Consider the following 19,167-nt stretch of genomic DNA (forward strand, 5'->3'; position numbering starts at 1 on the left):
TCACAGATCCTCGGGGTCCACGAGGAACTCCGCCTCGTCCGCGATCTCCCCGCCGACCGCCTGGTGCAGCGTGCGCGTGACCTGCGTGACCACCTCCGCGGCGCGCTTGCGCGCGATCTGGTGGTCGAGCGAGGGCTGCTCCCGCTGGGACTCCGCGAGGTCCTGCGGCTCCCAGCGCACGCGGTAGCTCACCGCGCCCCCCACCGTCCACGGCAGCCCGCGCAGCAGGAGGGGCAGCGCCTCCTCGCCGCCGACCTCGACCGCGACGAGCCCGTCCATGCCCAGGTCGACGAGGAGGCCGTACCCGTCGAGCACCGCACCGGTGGTCAGCGCCTTGATGTCGACGTCGTCCGCCGCGGCGTGCAGCACGCGCCGCAGCTCGGGGTCCATCTTCTCGCCCGGGTAGAGCGGCAGCTCCGCGATGCCCTTCGGCGGCCCCTCGTACGGCTTGCCCTCCGTCGCGAGCCGCGTGCGGGGGTGGAGCCGTCCGACGAGCGCGAGCGCGGCGTGCGGGTCGAGCCACACGTCCGAGTACAGCGTCATGTCGACGGCGACGCCCGGGTCCGGCGTGAGGACGACGCCCGCCCCCGCCGGGTTGCCGACGTCGGTCCGGACCGACCCGCCGAGGCGGCGCGCCGCCGCGACGAGGAACGCGACCACGCGCTCCTCCTCCCGGACCGGCAGGCCGCCGGGGAACGCGCGCCCGACGCCGTCCCGGTCCCCGCCGCCCGGGTAAGGGACGTCCCCGCGCTCGCGGGGGCAGACGACGTCGAACACGAGCGCGGTGCCCGGCACGCCGGAGCCGGGGCCCGCGTACGGCCCGGTGAGCGTCGTGTGGCGCGACGTGCGCAGGACGCCCGGCTCGCCCGGCCGCGCGGTCCGCGCGGGCGGGACGAGGGGCTCGGTGCCCTCCGGCGCGACGTCCCAGCGCGCGCCCGCGAACCGCGAGAGCGCGAGCGTCTCGACCTCGTCCACGAGGACGTCGGCGGGCAGCCCCAGCACGTGCCGCGCCTGGTAGGACTGCGCGGCGCCGGGGCCGGCCGGGTGCGGGAGCGGCGGGAGCGGGCTCATGCGGTGCGGTCCTCCGGTCCTCGGGTCCTGCGGGGTCGAGCGGCGTCCGACGCGGCGGGCCGCGCTCAGACGTCGGTGCGGTGGAAGTTCTGCCACGAGCGGGAGGCGGTCGGGCCGCGCTGGCCCTGGTAGCGGGAGCCGTAGACGCTGGAGCCGTACGGGTTGTCGGCGGGCGAGGACAGCCGGAAGAAGCACAGCTGGCCGATCTTCATGCCCGGCCACAGCGTGATCGGTAGCGTCGCCACGTTGCTCAGCTCGAGCGTCACGTGCCCGGAGAAGCCCGGGTCGATGAACCCCGCCGTGGAGTGCGTGAGGAGGCCCAGACGGCCCAGGCTCGACTTGCCCTCCAGGCGCGCCGCGACGTCGTCGGGCAGCGTGACCGTCTCGAACGTGGACCCGAGCACGAACTCCCCGGGGTGGAGCACGAACGGCTCGGCCGGGTCGACCTCGACGAGCCGCGTGAGGTCGGGCTGGTCCTGCGACGGGTCGATGAACGGGTACTTGTGGTTGTCGAACAGCCGGAAGAACCGGTCGAGGCGCACGTCGATGCTCGACGGCTGGAGCATCGCCGGGTCGTACGGCTCGAGCTGGACGCGGCCGGCGTCGAGCTCGGCCCGGATGTCGCGGTCGGAGAGCAGCACGGGCCCACGCTAGCCGACGCCGGAGCGTGCCCGGACCGGGCTCCGCACCGTGGATCGGCGCCCTGGACCGGCGCCCTGGACCGGCGCCCTGGACCGGCGCCCTGGATCAGCGGGTGCCGGGCGCCGTCGGGCGCGGGGCCGCGCCGGCTCGTCGTCGAGGCGGCGCGGCCCCCGCCCGCGGACGGGAGGTCAGGCGCGCAGCGGGCGGCCCGTCGAGTCCACGGAGTAGTAGCCCGTCTTCGAGGTCAGGTAGAGGATGCCCTCGACCAGGCCCCAGATCGCGATGACCGGCGCCGCGAACCCGAAGGACAGCACCGACACGAGCAGCATCGTCAGCCCGATGCCGGTGTACCCGAGGTAGAAGCGGTGGATCCCGAGGCTGCCGACGAGGATGCCCAGCAGGCCCGCGGCGAGACGCGACTTCGCCTGGGGGTCGTACGCCGGGTCGTAGCCGGGCTGACCGTACGCGCCGGGCTGGCCGTAGGCGCCCGGCTGCGCGTAGCCCGGCTGCTGGGCGTAGCCCTGCTGCGGGGCGGAGCCGTAGCCCTGCTCGGGCGTCGGCTGTCCGTAGCCCGGAGCACCCGGCGTCCCGTACGCCTGCTGGCCGTACGCGTCACCGGCCCCGGGCTGCTGGCCGGAACCCGGCGTCGGGCCCGACGACGTGGCGGAGCCGCCGTAGACCGGGTCACCGGGGGCGGTGCTCCCCTGCGACGGGTCGGGCTGCTGCTGGTACGGGTTCTCGGACAAGGCGGCTCCTCGGGCGGCGCGCCGCTCGTCGGCGCGGGACTGGTCGTGGTGCGGGCGGTTCTGGCATCACCGGCGTCGTCCGCTATGATCGGGTCGCGCGCTGGTTCGCCGAGGATCCTCCCAGAGGGCCCGGGGCGGACGCCACCGGCGCCGCGCGGGTGTAGTTCAATGGTAGAACTTCAGCTTCCCAAGCTGATAGCGCGGGTTCGATTCCCGTCACCCGCTCAGCCTGCGAGAGCCCCGCACCGGTCCGGTGCGGGGCTCTCGTCGTCGTGGGCCACAGGCCCGACGCGCTTGGTCACGGCCATGCCGCGAGCAGATCGTCTGCCTTCCACACCCGGGACAGGCGCGGATCGCCCTCGGCGGCGACGTCACGCGCGGCGAAGGGCGTGCGGGCGTGCCACGGGACGCTCCCGACGAACACCGAACCCCCAGCAAGAAGACAACTCTTGATGGGGGTGTCGTCGCCGAGCCCGAGGTCGCGCGCCACGGCGACGGTGACGTGGCGCGCGACCCCGGCCTCGGCGGTCCGAGGCCCGGGCGTCAGCCCAGGATGCTGCCCGCGGCCTTGGCCGAGGCGGCGAGGGAGCCGGTGAGCGGCAGGTCGGGCAGGATCACGGCCTGGGCCGCGTGGTAGACGTCGGGCTTGCCGACCCACGTGACGCCGTCGGGCCGGTTGGCGGTGTCGAGCTCGTGGTGCCACGACCCGCGCTCGTGGTCGACGAGGTGCGCGTCGATCCACGCCCACCAGCCCGCCGCGGCCTCGGCGAACCGGGGGTCGCCCGTGACGCGGCCCAGCACGTCGGCGGCCGCGACGGCCTCCGCGGCGACCCAGTGGTAGCGCCGGGGCTCGACCGGCGTGCCCGACCAGTCGACCGTGTACACGAAGCCGCCGCCGTGCTCGCCGTCCCAGCCGTCCACGACTGCCCGGTCGAAGAGGGCGACCGCGGCGTCGGTGCGCGCGCCGGGCGTCCCGGCCGCGACGTCGACCTGGAGCAGCAGGCGCGCCCACTCCAGGCCGTGGCCCGGCGTCGATCCGTACGGCTTGAAGGGGTCGCGGGGGCGGTCCGCGTTGTAGTCCGGCAGGGGGTTCCAGCCGGCGTCGAAGTGCTCGGGGATGCGCCAGTCGTTCTCGCGCGCCCACCCCACGACGCGGTCCGCGACCGACGCCGCGCGCGCGAGCCACTCGGGGTCGCCCGTCGCGTCGTGCGCGGCGAGGAGCGCCTCGACGGAGTGCATGTTCGCGTTGACGCCGCGGTACTCGTCGAGCACGGTCCAGTCGCGCGACCACTCGTCGGCGTGCATCCGCGGCCCGGGCTCCCAGAACCGCTCGTCGAGCACGGCGAGCGCCGCGTCGAGCAGCTCGCGCGCGCCCTCGCGGCCCGCGATCGTGCCCGACGCCGCGGCGAGCACCACGAACGCGTGCGCGTAGGCGCTCTTCGTCCCGTCCACCGGGACGGCCTCGCCCGCCGCCGGGTCGTGGCCGTCGCCCGGGCGCCGCGCGGGGCCGCGCGAGGAGACCCAGCCGCCGTTCTCGGCGTCGACGAGCACCGCCCGCAGCCCGTGGAGCGCGGCGTCGGCCCGCTCCCCCGCGCCCGGTACGCCGAGGAGCGACGCGAACGCGTAGACGTGCGCCATGCGCGACGTGATCCACGTGTGCACCGGCTGCGACAGGTCGGGGCGCCCGTCGTCGTCGAGCCACTGCGCGGCGCCGTCCGCGCGCAGCGACGCCTCGCCGAAGCGCAGCAGGTCGGCGAGCTGCTCGCGACGCCAGCCCCGCAGGTCGGTCGCTGGCGTGGGCTGCTCGGTCGGGTGCTCGGTCATCTCTCGGTCCTTCTCGTGCTGGGTGCGTGGCGCCGCACCGGGCGCGGTGCCCGTACGGCGCGGTGCCCCGGGACGATCATCCCGGGGCACCGCCGGTGGTGCATGCCTGCCTCACCCCGGTCGGACGCGGGGCGGGGCGGGCTCAGGGGTTCAGCCGCAGGTCACGGCGGCGTAGTCGGCCTGGATCGACGCCGTCACCTCCTCGTCGCCGGTGCCGCGCGTCGCCTCGACGGTGACGGTGCCCGCCTCGACCGCCGTGGCCCGCGTCGCGAACGACTGGTAGGCGTTGGCGCCCGGCGCGACGGCCGCGACCTCCTTGGTGCCGAACGGCGTGACGAGCCGGATCGCGAGCGGCACGTCCTCGCCGTTCTCGGCGCGGACCGCGACGTACGCCTTGCCGGCGAGGCAGCGGGTGCTCACCGTGACGTCGACGGCGAGCGCCGGCTCCGCCTCGGTCACGGTCACGGGGACCTCGACCACCTGGCTGGTCCAGCCGTCGTCGACCACGACGTACGCCGTGTACGTCCCGGCCGCCGTGTAGGCGTGCGAGCCGGAGACCGACCCGTCGGTCACCGTGCCGGCCGCGACGTCGGAGCCGTCGCCCCACGTGACCGCCGCCCGGAGGTCGGCGCCCTCGCGTCCGCCCGCCACCTGGGCGAGCGCCACGTCCGTGGCCTGCCCGACGGCGAGCGTCACGCCCTCCGCGGCCGTGACCTCGAGCGCGGGGTGCTCGGCGAACGTGCCGTCGTGCGCGACCGCGACCACGTGGATGCGGCCGTCGCGCGAGAGCTCGCCCGGCTGGTCCGGGAGCGTGATGCTCACGGGCCGCTTGCCCTCGGGCAGCGTGATCGGCGCCGTCGCGAAGAACGCGGCGGGGGTGCCGGTCTGCGGGCTGCCGCCGCGGAGGCGGCTGTCCGTCACCGCGACGGGGATGTTGCCGAACACGGGGTTGCGGGCCGCGCCCGACCAGTCGCCGAAGCTCAGGTCGATCGGCTGGGTCGAGCCGTCGTCGAAGGTCAGCGTGCCGGTGGCCTGCTGGTTCTTCTCCGTGCCCGTGCCGATCACCGAGAGCTGCTCCGCGTCCGCGGGGACGTCGAGCTCGATGGTCTGCCCGTCGCCCGTCGCGTTGTCCGGCTGACCGGCGGGGACCGCCGGGACGTCGAACGCGAGGTCCGTGCCCGGCACCGTCGCGCGCTCGCCCTGGACGAAGCCCTTGGCCGCGAGCTGCGCCCGGTCGAAGAACACGCCCTGGCCGTCGCACGAGCCGACCGTCGTCCCGGCGTCGCCGATGCAGACGTTGTCGTACGCGGCGAGCAGCGAGCCCTCGCGCAGGAGGGAGACGTTGACGTACGAGGAGGTCGAGACGGTCTCGATCCCCTCGCCCGAGACCGTGACGGTCACGGGGTAGACGCCGGGTGCGGTCCACGTGTGCGCGGCGTCCACCGCGTACCCGCCGAACGCGCCCGCCCGCAGCGTCCCGGCGACCGGCTCGGAACCGTCGCCGAACGCGACCTGCACGTCGAGCGCCGCGACGTCGCCCTCGACCCCGGTGAGGGTCGCGAACGAGCCCGAGACCTCGCGGCCCGTGACGCCGTCACGGTCCGGCGCGGCCGAGAGGGTGAGCTCCTCGGCCCCCGAGTCCTTCGGGTCGGCGAGGAGCTCGACCTCGGCGAGCGACAGCGCGCCGGAGCCCGACGTCGCGGTGACCGTGACCCGGTACCGCGCGAACGCCGTCGGCTCGGCGACCGTGAACGGCCGCGTCTGCAGGGCCCAGCGGAACTGCTCGCCGGACCGCTCGTCGAGCGTCGTCCACGTCTCGCCGTCGTCGGAGCCCTCGAGGGTCCACGCGGACGGCGACGCCGTCCCGCTCGCCCCGGAGGTCAGCGTGTACGACCCGACGGTCGGGCGGATGCCGTTGCCCGCCCACGTGATCGACGGCGTCGTGGTGGCGAACGTCGTGCGCGTCCCGGACGTGTTGTCCGTGAGCGCCGCGGCGCTCGTGGTCGCGTCGCCGTCGGCGACGGTCGTCGTGCCGAGACCCGCGGTCGTCGCGTCCTGCACCGGCGTCGGGGGCTCGTCGCCCTCGGTGAGCGACGGCGGCGCGTCGTCCTCGCCCGTGCCCCAGTCCGACGGCTCCGGACCCATGACGAAGTCCAGCGTCGCACCGCCCGAGAGGTCGGCCTGCGAGAGCGACGTCGAGGTGCGGGCCTCGCCGTCCACCGCGAGGGACTGCACGTAGACGTTGTCGACCGAGTTGTTCTCGGCGTTGACGACGAGGTCGCCGTCCGGCAGGTGCACGGTCGCCTTGTCGAACAGCGGCGAACCGACCGCGTACTGGTCCGAGCCGACCTGGAGCGGGTAGAAGCCGAGCGAGGCGAAGATCCACCACGACGACATCTCGCCGTTGTCCTCGTCGCCCGGGTAGCCCTGGCCGATCTCGCTGCCCACGAACAGGCGGCGGGTGACCTCGCGGACCTTCTCCTGCGCCTTCGACGGCGCGCCCGCGGCGTCGTAGAGCCACGGGATGTGGTGCGACACCTGGTTGCTCATGCCCCACTGGCCCATGCGCACGTCGCGCGCCTCGCGCTGCTCGTGGATGCCGCCGTTGCCGGCGCCCTTCTCCGGCGTGGAGAAGAACTCGTCGAGCTTGTCCTCGAGGCCCTGCTTGCCGCCGTAGAGGTTGGCCAGGCCCTGGCCGTCCTGCGGGGCGTGGAACGCGAAGTTCCAGCCGTTCGTCTCGGTGTACCCGCCGCCCCAGGCCTCCGGGTTATACGTCTCCGGGTCGACGGCCCACGAGCCGTCCTCGTGCCGCGGCACGAAGAAGTCGACCTCGGGGTCGAACAGCTCGACGTAGTGCGTGGCCCGCTCGAGGAAGTACGCGGACTCCTCCCGCAGCGTGTCGCGGCGCTCGTCCGGCGTCGCCGGGTCCTCCGCGAGGGCGGCGGCCATGTTGCCGATGCCGAAGTCGTTGACCAGGCCCTCCAGACCCCACGACACGGACTCGTGCGTGGACTCCGGCGTGAACCCGAGGAACGGCGACGTCTGCAGGCCCTTGCGGCCCACGGCGTTGCTCGGCGGCGCGACGGTCGCGTTGCGCAGCGCGGCGTCGTACGCCTCGAGCGCCGTGCCCGTCGGGAGCGAGCCCTTGAGGTACGCGTCGGCGAACGCCACGTCGGACGACGTGCCCGTCATGAGGTCGGCGTAGCCGGGCGAGGACCAGCGCGCGATCCAGCCGCCGTCGCGGTACTGCTGGACGAACCCGTCGACCAGCTCGGCCGCGAGCTCCGGGTAGAGGAGCGAGTACGCCGGCCAGGCCGTGCGGTACGTGTCCCAGAACCCGTTGTTCACGTAGATCTTGCCGTCGACGACCTTCGCGTTGGTCTGCGTGTCCGTCGCAGAGCCCGTGGTCGCGGAGACCGGGCTCGCGTACTTGTACACCGGATCCTGCGCCGTGCCGGTGTTCTCGAACTGCGAGTTCGGGTACAGGTTGAGGCGGTAGAGGTTGGAGTACAGCGTGACGAGCTGGTCCTCGCTCGCGCCCTCGACCTCGATGACGCCCAGCCGGTCGTTCCACGCCTGCGCGGCGGCGGCCTTGACCTCCGAGAAGGTCTTGCCCGTCACCTCCAGGTCGAGGTTCTTGCGCGCCTGGTTGAGGCTGATGAACGACGTCGCGACGCGCAGCTCGACCGTCTTGTCGGACGACGTGTCGAACGTCGCGAAGCGCGCGTCCGCACGGTTGCCCGCCGCCGTCCCGACCGCCGTCGGACTACGGTCGAAGGTGCCGGCGACGAACATGCGCGTGCGGCCCACGGACAGGCCCGAGCCGTTCTCGACCCAGCCGGAGATCGTGCCCGTGGCCTGGTCGTACGTGAGCTTGGAGGAGCCGTCCACCTTGTCCACGAGCACGTGGCCCTTGGCTCCGGGGTAGCTGAAGCGGAGCACCGCGCCGTGGTCGGTGGGCGTCGCCTCGATCGCGGACCCGTTGGTGAACGTGACCCCGTAGTAGTCCGGCCGCGCCGTCTCGTCCGCGTGGTCGAACTCGAGGCCGCGCGTCAAGAGCGTGGCGTCGGGCGTCCCCGACGCCGTCGACGGGAGGAACGTCAGCTGGTTGCGGTCGCCCATCCACGGGCTCGGCTCGTGCGAGATCCCGAAGCCCTGGAGGACGGGCTTGTTGTTGGCGTTGTTGGCCTTGTGGTACTCGTACAGCCAGCTCTGCGAGGAGGCGTTCGTGTACGGCGTCCAGAAGTTGAACCCGTTGGGCGTCGCCGTCGCGGGGATGTTGTTCCCGCGCGAGAAGCTGCCCGACGCGAGCGTGCCGCGGCGCGTGTCCACGTAGTTGGCGAGGCTCGACCCGTCGATCGTGGCCGGCTCCGCCGTGATCGCGACGTCGTCGAGCCAGCCCGCGAACTTCGTCCCGGCGTGACCGCCCGGGTTGTCGTACCCGAGCAGCACCTGGTCCACGGTCTTGCCCGCGGCGACGTCGCCGAGGTCGACCCGCACCGAGTTCCACTGGTCGGCGTAGAGGATCTTGCCCTCGCCCTGCGCCTGCGCGGTCGCGACCGTCTCGTGCGCGTCGCGCGCGCCGAGGTCGGACAGGTAGGTCCCGTCGGTGAACAGGACGTCCACCGCCGCGTACGTCGACGGGTACTGCAGGTCGTCGAGCAGCTCGGGGAAGATCGTGTAGCTCAGGCGCGTGTCCTCGCCGACGACGACGTCCACGTCGTCGTAGAGCACGTTCGTCGCGTAGGTCTCGCCGTCGGCGAGGTGCGAGCCGTCGTACCGGAGCGAGTGCAGGCCGGAGAACCCGACGCCCGCCTTGTTGGTGAAGCTGACGCGCGGCCCGGTGCCGACCTTCGTCGTCATGGGGGCCGCGGACGGGCCGGCGCTCAGGTCGGCCGAGAGGTCCCACCCGGCGAGCTGGACGATGGAGTCGCCCGAGTTCGCCGTGACGTTGAGGCGCAGGTACGTGTACGCCGCGGTGGGCGCCTCGAGCTCGAACGTGCGCGTCTGCTGGCGGTTCGGGAAGTCCTCGTCCGTCCGGCGGTCGAGCACGGCCCACGTGGACCCGTCGTTCGACCCCTCGACCGTCCAGGTCTTCGGGTCGCGACCGGCGGCGTCGTCGCCGGAGGTCATCGTGTACGCGACGAACGAGACGGGCTCGGCGAACTCGTACCGGACCCAGCCGGTCGACGCGAACGCGAGCCACTTGGTGCCCGAGCTGCCGTCGGCGAGGTTCGCCGCGCCCTCGTTGGGCAGGTTCTGCGCGCTCGCCGTGACGCCCTTCAGCTGCCCGAGGACGCTCCCGGGCAGGCCGGCCGTGAACGAGCCGACGTTCGCCTGCCAGGGCGCGCCGTCGCGCTCGGCCACCGTGGTGGGCAGCGCCGCCGGGTCGCCGGACTCGAACGACGACGAGAAGTCGCCAGGCTCCGCGGCCGCGGCGGGGGCGGCGGCGAGCGCTCCCGCGGGGGCCGCGAGAGGCACTCCGAGCGGGACGGCGAGAGCGGCGGCGAGCACGAGGCCGAGAGGCCGGGCGCGGCCGCTGCCGGACCGCGCGACCGCGCGTCCGGACGGGAGTGGTCTGGTCATGCCGCGATCTCCTTCGATCGTCTGACAGCGCTGTCAGGCTGCAGGGGTGCCCCCGACAACGCGCAGGGGGGAAGCGTTGTCAGGGGCGACCTGAACCTATGCGTCGGTTCCGGGCTTTGTCAACGCGGTCAGGGCTCTGCCGGAAGGGCGCGGACGAGAGGACCCCCTGGCGCGAAAGTCACGCTCGGTGTGACTTTCGCGCTACCCGCTCGACCACCGAGGGCGTCGCGCGCCGTCAGCACGACCGTGCTCGCACCGACACGCGCACGGGCACCGCGGCCACGCCTAGGCCGCGGGGCCGGAGACCTCCCCCGTGCCGCGGACGACGAGACGCGTCGGCACCACGACGAGCCGTGGGGCGAGCTCCGGGTTCTCGGCGCGGGACACCGCGAGCGCCGCCGCCTGCCGGCCCATCTCCACGACGTCGTAGCCCACGACCGTCACGTGCAGCAGGTCCGCGAGCTCGAAGTCGTCGAAGCCGACGAGCGCGACGTCCGCCGCCCCGCCCGTCGACTCGCGGTCACGCAGCGCGTGGAGCGCGCCGACCGTGATCTTGTTGTTCGCCGTGACGAACGCCGTCGGCGGCTCGGGCAGGGCGAGGAGCTCCGCGACGAACACGCGTGCGAGGTCGGCGTCGTGCGCGCCGTCCCGCACGTAGCGGCCCGGGTCCTCGACGCCCGCGGCCCGCAGCGTCGCGACGAACTCGTCGCGACGCTCCTGGAACGTCCACAGGCGCGACACGTCGCCCACGAGCGCGATCCGGCGGTGCCCGTGCGCGAGGAGGTGCGTCACGGCGTCGCGCACTCCCCCACGGTTGTCGATGACGACCGTGTCCGCCTCGACGCCGCGCGCGGGGCGGTCGATGAACACGACCGGCAGGCCGTCCTCGAGCTCGCGGCGCAGGCCCGAGTGGTCCGTCGACGTCGGGGTGACGACGAGCGCGCCGACGCGGCGCTCGACGAGCGCCTCGGTGAGCGACCGCTCGCGCTCCGGCTCCTCGTCCGAGCTCGTGGTGATGAGCTGGAGGCCGTGGTGGCGGAGCTCGCGCTCGATACCGCTGGCCAGCGCGGAGTAGAACGGGTTCGCGAGGTCGCCGGTGACGAAGCCGACGAGCCGCGACGAGCCGCCGCGCGCGAGGTCTGCGGCCACGGCGTTGCGCCGGAAGCCGAGACGCTGCGCGGCCTCCTGGACCTTGGCGCGCGTCTGCGGCGCGACGTTCGGCTCGTCGTTGAGGACGCGCGACGCCGTCTTGAGGCTCACACCGGCGACCTCCGCGACGGAGGCGAGCGTCGGGCGCCGGCCTCCGCGTCCGCCGTGCGGACGCGCCACGGCCGCCTCCGTCGGGGTGTCGGGCACCACGACCCCGACCTCGCCCGGCGGGACCGTCCCCGCGCTCTCCCCCTGCATCACCATCTCAGACCTCCCGTCGACCACGAATCAGCATGTCGACGACGATAGCGAGCAGCAGGACCGCTCCGGTCACGATGTACCGCGTGGCCGTGTCGAGGTTGAGCAGCGTGAGCCCGTTCGCGATGGACTGGAGCACGAGCACGCCGAGCAGCGCCGACCACGCGCTCCCGCGCCCGCCGAACAGGCTCGTGCCGCCGATGACCGCGGCCGCGATCGCCGTCAGGTAGGTGTCCGCCGCGCCGGTCCCCTGGTTCGCCGCCGCGAGCCGCCCCGCGGCGAGGATGCCGCCCAGCGCCGCGAACGTCGAGCACGCGACGAAGCACGAGACGACCGTCCGGCGCACCGCGACGCCCGCGAGGAGCGCGGAGCGCCGGTTGCCCCCGACGGCGCGCACGGAGCGTCCCCACCGCGTGCGGCGCAGCAGTACGTCGACCACGACCACGAGCGCCACGAAGAGCACCACGGTGTAGCCGATCCCGCGCGCCGTCCCGAGGTACGCGACCGTCGCGACGAGCACCGCCGCGAGGACCGTCGTCCGGACCGCGACGCGGGCCAGGCCCGGGCTCGGGAGCTCCGCCCGGACGCGGCGCACGTGGTCGGTCACCCGCAGCGCGGCGTACCCCGCCACGACCACGACCACGAGGCCCCACGCGACCGCGGGGGCGAGGAAGCCCTGCTGGACCGTGCGCACGAGCCACGACTCGAACGGCAGGTTGATCGATCCCTTGGGACCGAGGACGCGCAGCTGCACGCCCGCGAGGATCAGGAGCCCCGCGAGCGTGAAGACGAACGACGCGAGCCCGAGGCGTGTGGACAGCAGCCCGTACCCGAGCCCGACGACGACCCCGACGGACAGCGCCGCGACGATCGCGATCCCGACCGGCCAGCCCAGCCCGACCGTCCCGACGGCGAGCACCGCCGCGGCGAGCCCGCTCACCGAGCCGACCGACAGGTCGATCTGGCCGACGAGCAGCACGAGCACGACGCCGAGCGCGATGATCCCCGTGGGGGCGCTCTGGAGCGTGAGGTTGACGAGGTTCTCCGCGGAGAGGAACGCCGGGTTGATCGCGCCGAGCACGACCCAGATGAGCACGAGCGCGGCGACGATCGGCAGCATGCCGAGGTGCGCGCCGCGCAGCTGCTGCACGACGGACCCGGACAGCGCGCCCGTCAGGGGCCGGTCGAGCGCCGCGCCCGAGGTGCGGCCGGGGACGCTCATCGGTGCACCGCCCCGGTGCCGCCCGTGCGCCGCTCTCGCTCGGTCCCGCCCGTGCTCCCGCTCGGTCCGCCCGGGCGCGCCGGGCGCACGGCGCCGGTCATCGCGGCGAGCAGGTCCTCGTAGGACGTGTCGCCCGGGAACTCGCCGTGCACGCGGCCGAGCCGCAGCACGAGGATGCGGTCGGCGACGGCCTGGAGGTCGCCCGCCTGGTGGCTGATGAGGACGACGGCGTGCCCGCGCTCGCGCAGCTTCTCGATGAGGTTGAGGACCTCGGCCGTCTGCCGGACGCCGAGCGCCGCCGTCGGCTCGTCGAGGACGAGGACGCGCGGCGACCCGAGGAGGGCGCGCGCGACCGCCACGACCTGCCGCTGGCCGCCCGAGAGCGTGCGCACCGGCTGCCGCACGGACGGGACGGTCGCGGCGAGCTGGTCGAGCAGGCCCCACGCCTCGCGCTCCATCGCGATCTCGTCGAGGAACGGCCCGTGGAGGACCTCCTGCCCGAGGAACACGTTCTCGACGACGTCGAGGTCGTCGACGAGCGCGAGCTGCTGGAACACCGCCGCGATCCCGTGCTGGCGCGCGGCCGCCGGCGAGTCGAGCACGACGGGCGCGCCGTCGAGCAGCACCTCGCCCGCGTCGGGGCGGAACGCGCCCGCGACGACGCCCGCGAGCGTCGACTTGCCGGCACCGTTGTCGCCCACGACGGCGAGGACCTCGTGCTCCCGCACCTCGACGTCGACGTCGACGAGCGCCCGGACGCCGCCGAAGCTCTTGGAGACCCCGCGCAGGGTCAGGACGGGGGCGCTCACGGTGCCGCCTCCAGGAGACCCGCGTCGACGCACGCGTCGACGTAGGACGGGGTGCAGATCTCGTCGACCGTGTAGACGCCGCCGTCGACGAGGACGCGCCGGACGTCGTCGACGCCGACCGCGCGCGGCGCGAGCAGGAGGCTCGGGACGCCGTCGATCACCGCGGTCGCGCGCGGGTCCTCGCCGCGCAGCACCCGCACGGCGAGCTCGGCGGCCGTGCGCGCCTGCTCCGTCGTGGCCTTGTAGACGGTCATGTACTGGTCGCCCGAGACGACGCGCTGGACGGCCGCGAGCTCGCCGTCCTGGCCCGTGGTGGGCGGCACCGGGTCGAGGCCGGCGGCCTTCATCGCGGCGATGGCGCCGCCCGCGATGCCGTCGCTCGCCGCGAAGACGCCGTCGACGCGACCCGGGTACTGCGTGAGCTGCCCCTCGACCCACTCGGTCGCCTTGTCGGGGCTCCAGTCGGGCGTGTCGTACTCGGCGAGCACGTCGATGTCCTCTCCCTCGAGCGCGCGGTGTGCGCCGGCGGCGAGCTCCGCGGCGTTCGGGTCGGTCGGCGAGCCCTGGACGAGCAGGACGCCCGGCCGCCGGCCCTGCGCCGGCGGGTCCTGCTCCGCACGGTCGAGGACCGCGCCGACGAGCGCCTCCCCCATGAGGTACCCGATGAGCTCGTTGTCGAACGAGACGTAGTAGTTCGCGCCGTCGACGAAGCGATCGTAGGCGATGACGGGCACGCCGAGGCGCTGGGCCTCGGCGACGACGCTCACCGCCGCGACGGCGTCGACCGCGTCGAGCACCAGGACGTCCGCGCCGCGCGCGAGCATCGACTCGGCCTGCTGCTGCTGGTTCGCGGCGTCCTGGGCGGCGTTCGCGTACAGCACCTCGCACGACGGGCAGCGCCGCTCGACCACGCCGACGAAGGTCGGGCGGTCGGTCGTCTCGTAGCGGGCGGTCTTGGCCTCGGGCAGCAGGAGCCCGATGGTCCCCTCCGACGGCCCGGCGGGCTCCTCCGGCGGCGCGCAGCCCGCGAGCGCCAGGAGGGCGACCACGACCGCCGTGACGGCCGTCGTCACCGCACCCCGCGCGCGACGGCGGGCGCCCCCGGCCGGGACGAAGGCCCCCGTCATGCGGTCACCCCCAGGGAGCCGCTCACGCGCGCGAGGTCGAGCGCGACGGCGAGCGCGCCGCGCACCTCGGCGGCCGACCCCAGCTCGGACGCGACGACCTCGACCGGGCCCGCCGTGCTGGGGACCGTGCGCTGCTCGAGCGCGGTGCGGAGCGGGCCGAGCAGGGCCTCGCCCGCCTCGGCGAGCTGCCCACCGACGACGACGATCTCCGGGTCGACGAGGTTGCACAGGTTCGCGGCCGCGACGCCGAGGTGCTGCCCGGCGTCGAACAGGACGCGACGGCAGCCGGGGTCGCCCTCCTGGGCGCGCGCGATGACGTCGCGCAGCGTGAGGTGGCCGCGGCTCTCGGAGAGCATGGACAGCAGCACGCCCGCGCCGACGTACATCTCGAGGCACCCGCGGTTGCCGCACCGGCACACGGGGCCGTTCTCGTCGATCGTCACGTGCCCGATCTCGCCCGCGACGCCTGCGCGGCCGTGCACGACGCGCCCGCCGAGGACGAGCCCGCCGCCCACGCCGTGGGACACGCGCAGGTAGGCGACGGCGTCGTGCCCGACGGCCGCCCCGAACCGGGTCTCCGCGAGGGCGCCGAGGTTGGCGTCGTTGTCGACCGTCACGGGCGCGCCGAGCTCGGCCTCGAGCAGCTCGGGGACGACGACGCCGTCCCAGCCCCGCATCATGCCGACCGTCGCGATGCGCCCGGCGCGCACGTCCACGGGGGCGGGCACCCCGACACCGACGGCGAGCAGCTCCTCGGGGGACGCGTCGACCGACGCGACCATCTCCCCGACGAGCAGCGCGGCGCGCTGCAGGCCGGTGTCCGCGCGGTGGTCCGGGGCGAGCGGCATGCGCTGGTCGGCGAGCACGCGCATGGACGCGTCCGCGAGCGCGACGCGCATCGAGCGGGTGCCGAAGTGCACCCCCGCGACGAGCCCGAGGTTGCGCGCGAGGGTGACCTGGAGGGCGCGGCGCCCGCTGCGCGTGGACGGCGAGGTGTGCAGGACGCCCGCGCCGGTGAGCTCCTTGACGATGTTGGAGACGGTGGCCGGGGACAGCCCGGTGACGCCGGCCAGCTCGATCTGCGTGAGGGAGCCACGCTGCTGGACGGCGCTCACGATCCGGGCTCGGTTGGCCTCACGCAGTGAAGTCTGCGAGCCCGGTGTCACCCGGTCAGCGCGCACGTCGGCCAGGATACCGCCGGGACGTACCCCTCCAGGTGAGGCGCCTCGCCGCCCAGGTGGGGGCGGGCGGCTCGACAGGGATCGGACAGCGCTGTCAGAATGATCCCGCCCACGCGCCCAAGGGGCTTGGATCCATGTTCTGACGCGTACATCACGATTCAGCGTCGCTTGAGTTCATTTCTTGACATCAAGCGCCGGTCGCCGTTGTATGGGCCTCGGGTTCGAGGGCGCGCCGGTGCGCCCGGCCGGTGCGACGTGGTCGTCCCGCCGGTCCCCCACGACCGAAGAAGGCGTAGGGATATCACGATGCGAATCGATCGCAGGACGAGCGCGACGGTGGCGACGGCCGCCCTCGTGGGTCTCGCACTCGCCGCGTGCAGCGGCGGTGGTTCCGGTGACGGGGGCACCGGTGACGGGGGCGCTTCGGGGGGCGGCGACGAGGTCGAGGTCTTCACCTGGTGGGCCGCCGGCTCCGAGAAGGCGGGTCTCGACGCGCTGGTCGGCGTGTTCGAGGAGCAGCACCCCGACGTGGAGTTCATCAACGGCGCGGTGGCCGGCGGTGCCGGCTCGGCCGCCAAGGACCTCCTCCAGTCCCGCCTCCAGGCCCAGGACCCGCCGGACACGTTCCAGGCGCACGCCGGTGCCGAGCTCCAGGACTACATCGACGCCGCGCAGATCGAGGACGTCTCCTCGCTCTACGACGAGTTCGGCCTCACCGACGTCTTCCCGGCCGACCTCGTCGACCGCCTCAAGTCCGACGACGGCGCGATCTACTCGATCCCGTCGAACATCCACCGCGCGAACGTGGTCTGGGCGAACCCGACGGTCCTCGAGGCCAACGGCGTCGACCCGGCCGCGACCTACGCGGACCTCGACGCCTGGATGGCGGACCTCGACAAGCTCCAGGCCGCGGGCGTCACGCCGCTGTCGGTCGCGACGACCTGGACCCAGGTCAACCTCCTGGAGACCGTGCTCCTCGCGGACCTCGGGGCCGAGGGCTACAACGGCCTGTGGGACGGCTCGACCGACTGGGAGGGTGCCGAGGTCACGGCCGCCCTCGAGGACTTCGAGAAGCTCATGAGCTACACCAACACCGACCGTGACGGGCTCGACTGGCCCGAGGCGACCCAGATGGTGATCGACGGCAACGCCGCGTTCAACGTCATGGGCGACTGGGCCGTCGCGGCGTTCGAGGAGCAGGGCAAGACGCTCGGCACCGACTTCACCGCGTTCCCGGTCCCGGGTACCGACGGCGTGTTCGACTTCCTCGCCGACTCGTTCACCCTCCCGGTGGGCGCCCCGCACCCCGACGGCGCCAAGGCGTGGCTCGAGACCGTGGGCTCGCTCGAGGGCCAGGTCGCGTTCAACAAGGCCAAGGGATCCATCCCGGCTCGCACCGACGCCGACCCGGCCGAGTTCTCGGAGTACCAGCAGACGGCGATCGAGTCGTTCGGCAACGACACGATCGTCTCCTCGCTCGCGCACGGCGCCGCCGCCCCGGTCGCGACGCTCAACGCGATCTCCGACGCGACGAGCAAGTTCACGTCCGGCGGGTCCGACCTCGCGACCTACCAGTCCGAGCTCGCCGCGGCCACCGCACAGGGCTGACACCGCTCCACGGAGCCGCCGCGCGTCGTCGGGCACGTCCCGACGGCGCGCGGCAGCCCCGCGAGCGGAACACGTCCCCGGGGACGCCGGCGCTCCCGAGCGCCGCGTCCTCCGCACTCCACGACCGGGAAGACCCACCATGCTCAAGTCACTGCGACGAGCCGGCCCAGCGCTGCTGCTGCTCGCCCCCTCGCTGATCCTCGTCGGCGTGTTCGTCTACGGCCTGATCGGCGCGAACTTCAGGACGTCGATCACGGACAACCACACCGCGGCACAGGCCACGGGCCAGAAGCCCTCGGTCGTCGTGTGGTTCGAGAACTACACGGCCCTCCTCGGCAGCGAGGCGTTCCAGCACTCGCTGAAGAACCTCGTGCTCTACACGGTGGTCTTCCTCGCCGGCACGATGCTCATGGGCTTCCTGTGGGCGTGGATGCTGGACAAGCCCGTCAAGGGCGAGGGGATCTTCCGCTCGGTCTACCTGTTCCCCATGGCCGTGTCGTTCGTCGCGTCCGGTGTCGTGTGGCGCTGGCTGCTCAACTCGAACCAGGGCGAGCAGGCGAGCGGCCTCAACCGGCTGTTCCAGATCGTCGGGCTCGACTTCCTGCAGAACAACTGGTGGAACAACGTCACGTGGGGCATCACGGCGATCGCGATCCCCGCGATCTGGCAGCTCTCCGGGTACGTCATGGCGCTGTTCCTCGCCGGGTTCCGCGGCATCCCCGACGAGCTGCGCGAGGCCGCCCGCATGGACGGCGCGAGCGAGTGGAAGCTGTACCGCCACGTGCTGTTCCCGCAGCTCTCGCCGATCGCGCTCTCGGCGCTCATCATCATCGGCCACATGTCGCTCAAGGCGTTCGACCTCATCATGTCGATCTCGAAGCCCGCGAACTACCAGACCAAGGTTCCGGCCGTCGACATGTACGTCTTCAAGTCGAGCTTCGACTACGCCAACGCGGCGGCCGTCGGCTCGATCCTGCTGATCATCGTGGCCGTCGTCATCGTGCCCTACCTGATCCGCACCAACCGTCAGGAGAAGCGATGACGACCACCTCGACGCCGGCCGTCCCCGCCCCCGACGTCGTCGGCACGCCGCGCCAGCCGGCGCGCCGCACGCCGCGCGAGCGCTTCTCCGTCGGCCGCACGCTCAAGTACGCGGCGCTGGTCCTGTTCCTCGTCATCGTCCTCATCCCCGTCTACGTGCTCTTCGTGACGAGCTTCAAGGGCGCGGGCGACGCGTCGCCCGCGCGCGCGTGGTCGCTCCCGCAGACGTGGACGACGGAGAACTGGCAGACGGCGTGGACCGCGCTGTCCCCCGCCATCTGGCGCACGGTGCAGATGGTCGTGCCGTCGGCGATCATCGCGGCCTTCCTCGGGTCGCTCAACGGGTTCGTGCTCTCCCGCTGGTCGTTCAAGGGCGCGAACATCGTCTTCACGCTGATCCTCTTCGGGATGTTCATCCCGTACCAGGCCGTCATGATCCCGCTCAACCAGCTCGTGCTGGGCCTGGGCATCCCGAGCGGCGTGCCGTCCCTGATCCTGCTGCACGTCATCTACGGCATCCCGATCACGACGCTCATCTTCCGCAACTACTACATGACCGTGCCGCACGAGCTCGTCGAGGCCGCGCGCGTCGACGGCGCCGGGATGCTGCGCACCTACTGGTCGATCATCCTGCCGATCTCGATCCCGAGCTTCGTGGTCGTGCTCATCTGGCAGTTCACGTCCGCGTGGAACGACTTCCTCTTCGCGGTGTTCTTCTCCTCCAGCCAGAACGGCCCCGTGACGCTCGCGCTGAACAACCTCGCGAACGGCGCGCTGCTGCAGAACTACGGCGTCTCCATGGCCGGCGCGCTCTTCGCGTCGCTCCCGACGCTGCTCGTGTACATCGTCCTGGGCAAGTACTTCGTCGGGGGGCTGATGTCGGGCTCGGTCAAGGGCTGAGCC

14 protein-coding genes and 1 tRNA gene are annotated in these 19,167 nt (G+C 73.4%); 4 read left to right on the top strand and 11 right to left on the bottom strand.

Annotated elements, in window-relative coordinates:
* The 3 genes from B8281_RS01330 to B8281_RS01340 form a co-directional block, all read right to left on the bottom strand.
* Positions 1-1,071: a hypothetical protein gene (locus tag B8281_RS01330; RefSeq protein WP_085386663.1), complete on the bottom strand. Its 1,071-nt coding sequence runs from the start codon at positions 1,069-1,071 to the stop codon at positions 1-3.
* A gap of 65 nt (positions 1,072-1,136) precedes the next feature.
* Complete coding sequence (gene dcd / locus B8281_RS01335; RefSeq protein WP_034652708.1) at positions 1,137-1,712, bottom strand: dCTP deaminase; 576 nt, start codon at positions 1,710-1,712, stop codon at positions 1,137-1,139.
* Between the two features lie 189 nt (positions 1,713-1,901).
* Positions 1,902-2,459 (bottom strand): TM2 domain-containing protein, encoded by a 558-nt coding sequence (locus B8281_RS01340; protein ID WP_085386664.1) that lies wholly within the window; start codon positions 2,457-2,459, stop codon positions 1,902-1,904.
* 154 nt (positions 2,460-2,613) lie between these two features.
* On the opposite strand from B8281_RS01340, the gene B8281_RS01345 reads away from it, so the two are divergent.
* A tRNA-Gly gene (locus B8281_RS01345) sits at positions 2,614-2,684 on the top strand.
* 73 nt (positions 2,685-2,757) lie between these two features.
* On the opposite strand, the gene B8281_RS01350 is transcribed toward B8281_RS01345, so the two are convergent.
* The 8 genes from B8281_RS01350 to B8281_RS01385 form a co-directional block, all read right to left on the bottom strand.
* Positions 2,758-2,949, bottom strand: coding sequence for a hypothetical protein (locus B8281_RS01350; RefSeq protein WP_085386665.1), 192 nt, complete (start codon positions 2,947-2,949; stop codon positions 2,758-2,760).
* Positions 2,950-3,002: 53 nt separating this feature from the next.
* Positions 3,003-4,283 carry an AGE family epimerase/isomerase gene (locus B8281_RS01355; protein WP_085386666.1) on the bottom strand — a complete coding sequence of 427 codons (1,281 nt, stop codon included), beginning with the start codon at positions 4,281-4,283 and terminating at the stop codon, positions 3,003-3,005.
* Positions 4,284-4,433: 150 nt separating this feature from the next.
* Positions 4,434-9,869: a GH92 family glycosyl hydrolase gene (locus tag B8281_RS01360; protein ID WP_085386667.1), complete on the bottom strand. Its 5,436-nt coding sequence runs from the start codon at positions 9,867-9,869 to the stop codon at positions 4,434-4,436.
* Between the two features lie 285 nt (positions 9,870-10,154).
* Positions 10,155-11,282, bottom strand: coding sequence for a LacI family DNA-binding transcriptional regulator (locus B8281_RS01365; protein WP_198163108.1), 1,128 nt, complete (start codon positions 11,280-11,282; stop codon positions 10,155-10,157).
* Position 11,283: 1 nt separating this feature from the next.
* Entirely contained in the window at positions 11,284-12,498 is a 1,215-nt protein-coding gene (locus tag B8281_RS01370) for a sugar ABC transporter permease (protein WP_085386668.1), read from the bottom strand.
* Positions 12,495-13,307, bottom strand: coding sequence for an ATP-binding cassette domain-containing protein (locus tag B8281_RS01375; RefSeq protein ID WP_085386669.1), 813 nt, complete (start codon positions 13,305-13,307; stop codon positions 12,495-12,497). Before B8281_RS01375 ends, B8281_RS01370 begins: the two co-directional genes overlap by 4 nt.
* Positions 13,304-14,434 carry a substrate-binding domain-containing protein gene (locus tag B8281_RS01380; protein ID WP_085386670.1) on the bottom strand — a complete coding sequence of 377 codons (1,131 nt, stop codon included), beginning with the start codon at positions 14,432-14,434 and terminating at the stop codon, positions 13,304-13,306. The genes B8281_RS01375 and B8281_RS01380 overlap by 4 nt, the downstream gene beginning before the upstream one ends.
* Complete coding sequence (locus B8281_RS01385) at positions 14,431-15,549, bottom strand: ROK family transcriptional regulator (RefSeq protein WP_085386671.1); 1,119 nt, start codon at positions 15,547-15,549, stop codon at positions 14,431-14,433. Before B8281_RS01385 ends, B8281_RS01380 begins: the two co-directional genes overlap by 4 nt.
* A 372-nt stretch (positions 15,550-15,921) precedes the next feature.
* Here B8281_RS01385 and B8281_RS01390 point away from each other — a divergent pair, with 372 nt between their 5' ends.
* The 3 genes from B8281_RS01390 to B8281_RS01400 all read left to right on the top strand — a co-directional run bounded on the left by B8281_RS01390 (position 15,922) and on the right by B8281_RS01400 (position 19,164).
* Positions 15,922-17,223, top strand: coding sequence for an ABC transporter substrate-binding protein (locus B8281_RS01390; protein WP_085386672.1), 1,302 nt, complete (start codon positions 15,922-15,924; stop codon positions 17,221-17,223).
* Between the two features lie 139 nt (positions 17,224-17,362).
* Positions 17,363-18,265: a carbohydrate ABC transporter permease gene (locus tag B8281_RS01395; RefSeq protein ID WP_021482933.1), complete on the top strand. Its 903-nt coding sequence runs from the start codon at positions 17,363-17,365 to the stop codon at positions 18,263-18,265.
* On the top strand, positions 18,262-19,164 hold the full coding sequence (locus B8281_RS01400; protein WP_021482932.1) for a carbohydrate ABC transporter permease: 903 nt from the start codon (positions 18,262-18,264) through the stop codon (positions 19,162-19,164). Before B8281_RS01395 ends, B8281_RS01400 begins: the two co-directional genes overlap by 4 nt.
* Positions 19,165-19,167 lie beyond the last annotated feature (3 nt).

The organism is Cellulosimicrobium sp. TH-20 (genome assembly GCF_002105775.1).
Taxonomy (GTDB): domain Bacteria; phylum Actinomycetota; class Actinomycetes; order Actinomycetales; family Cellulomonadaceae; genus Cellulosimicrobium; species Cellulosimicrobium funkei.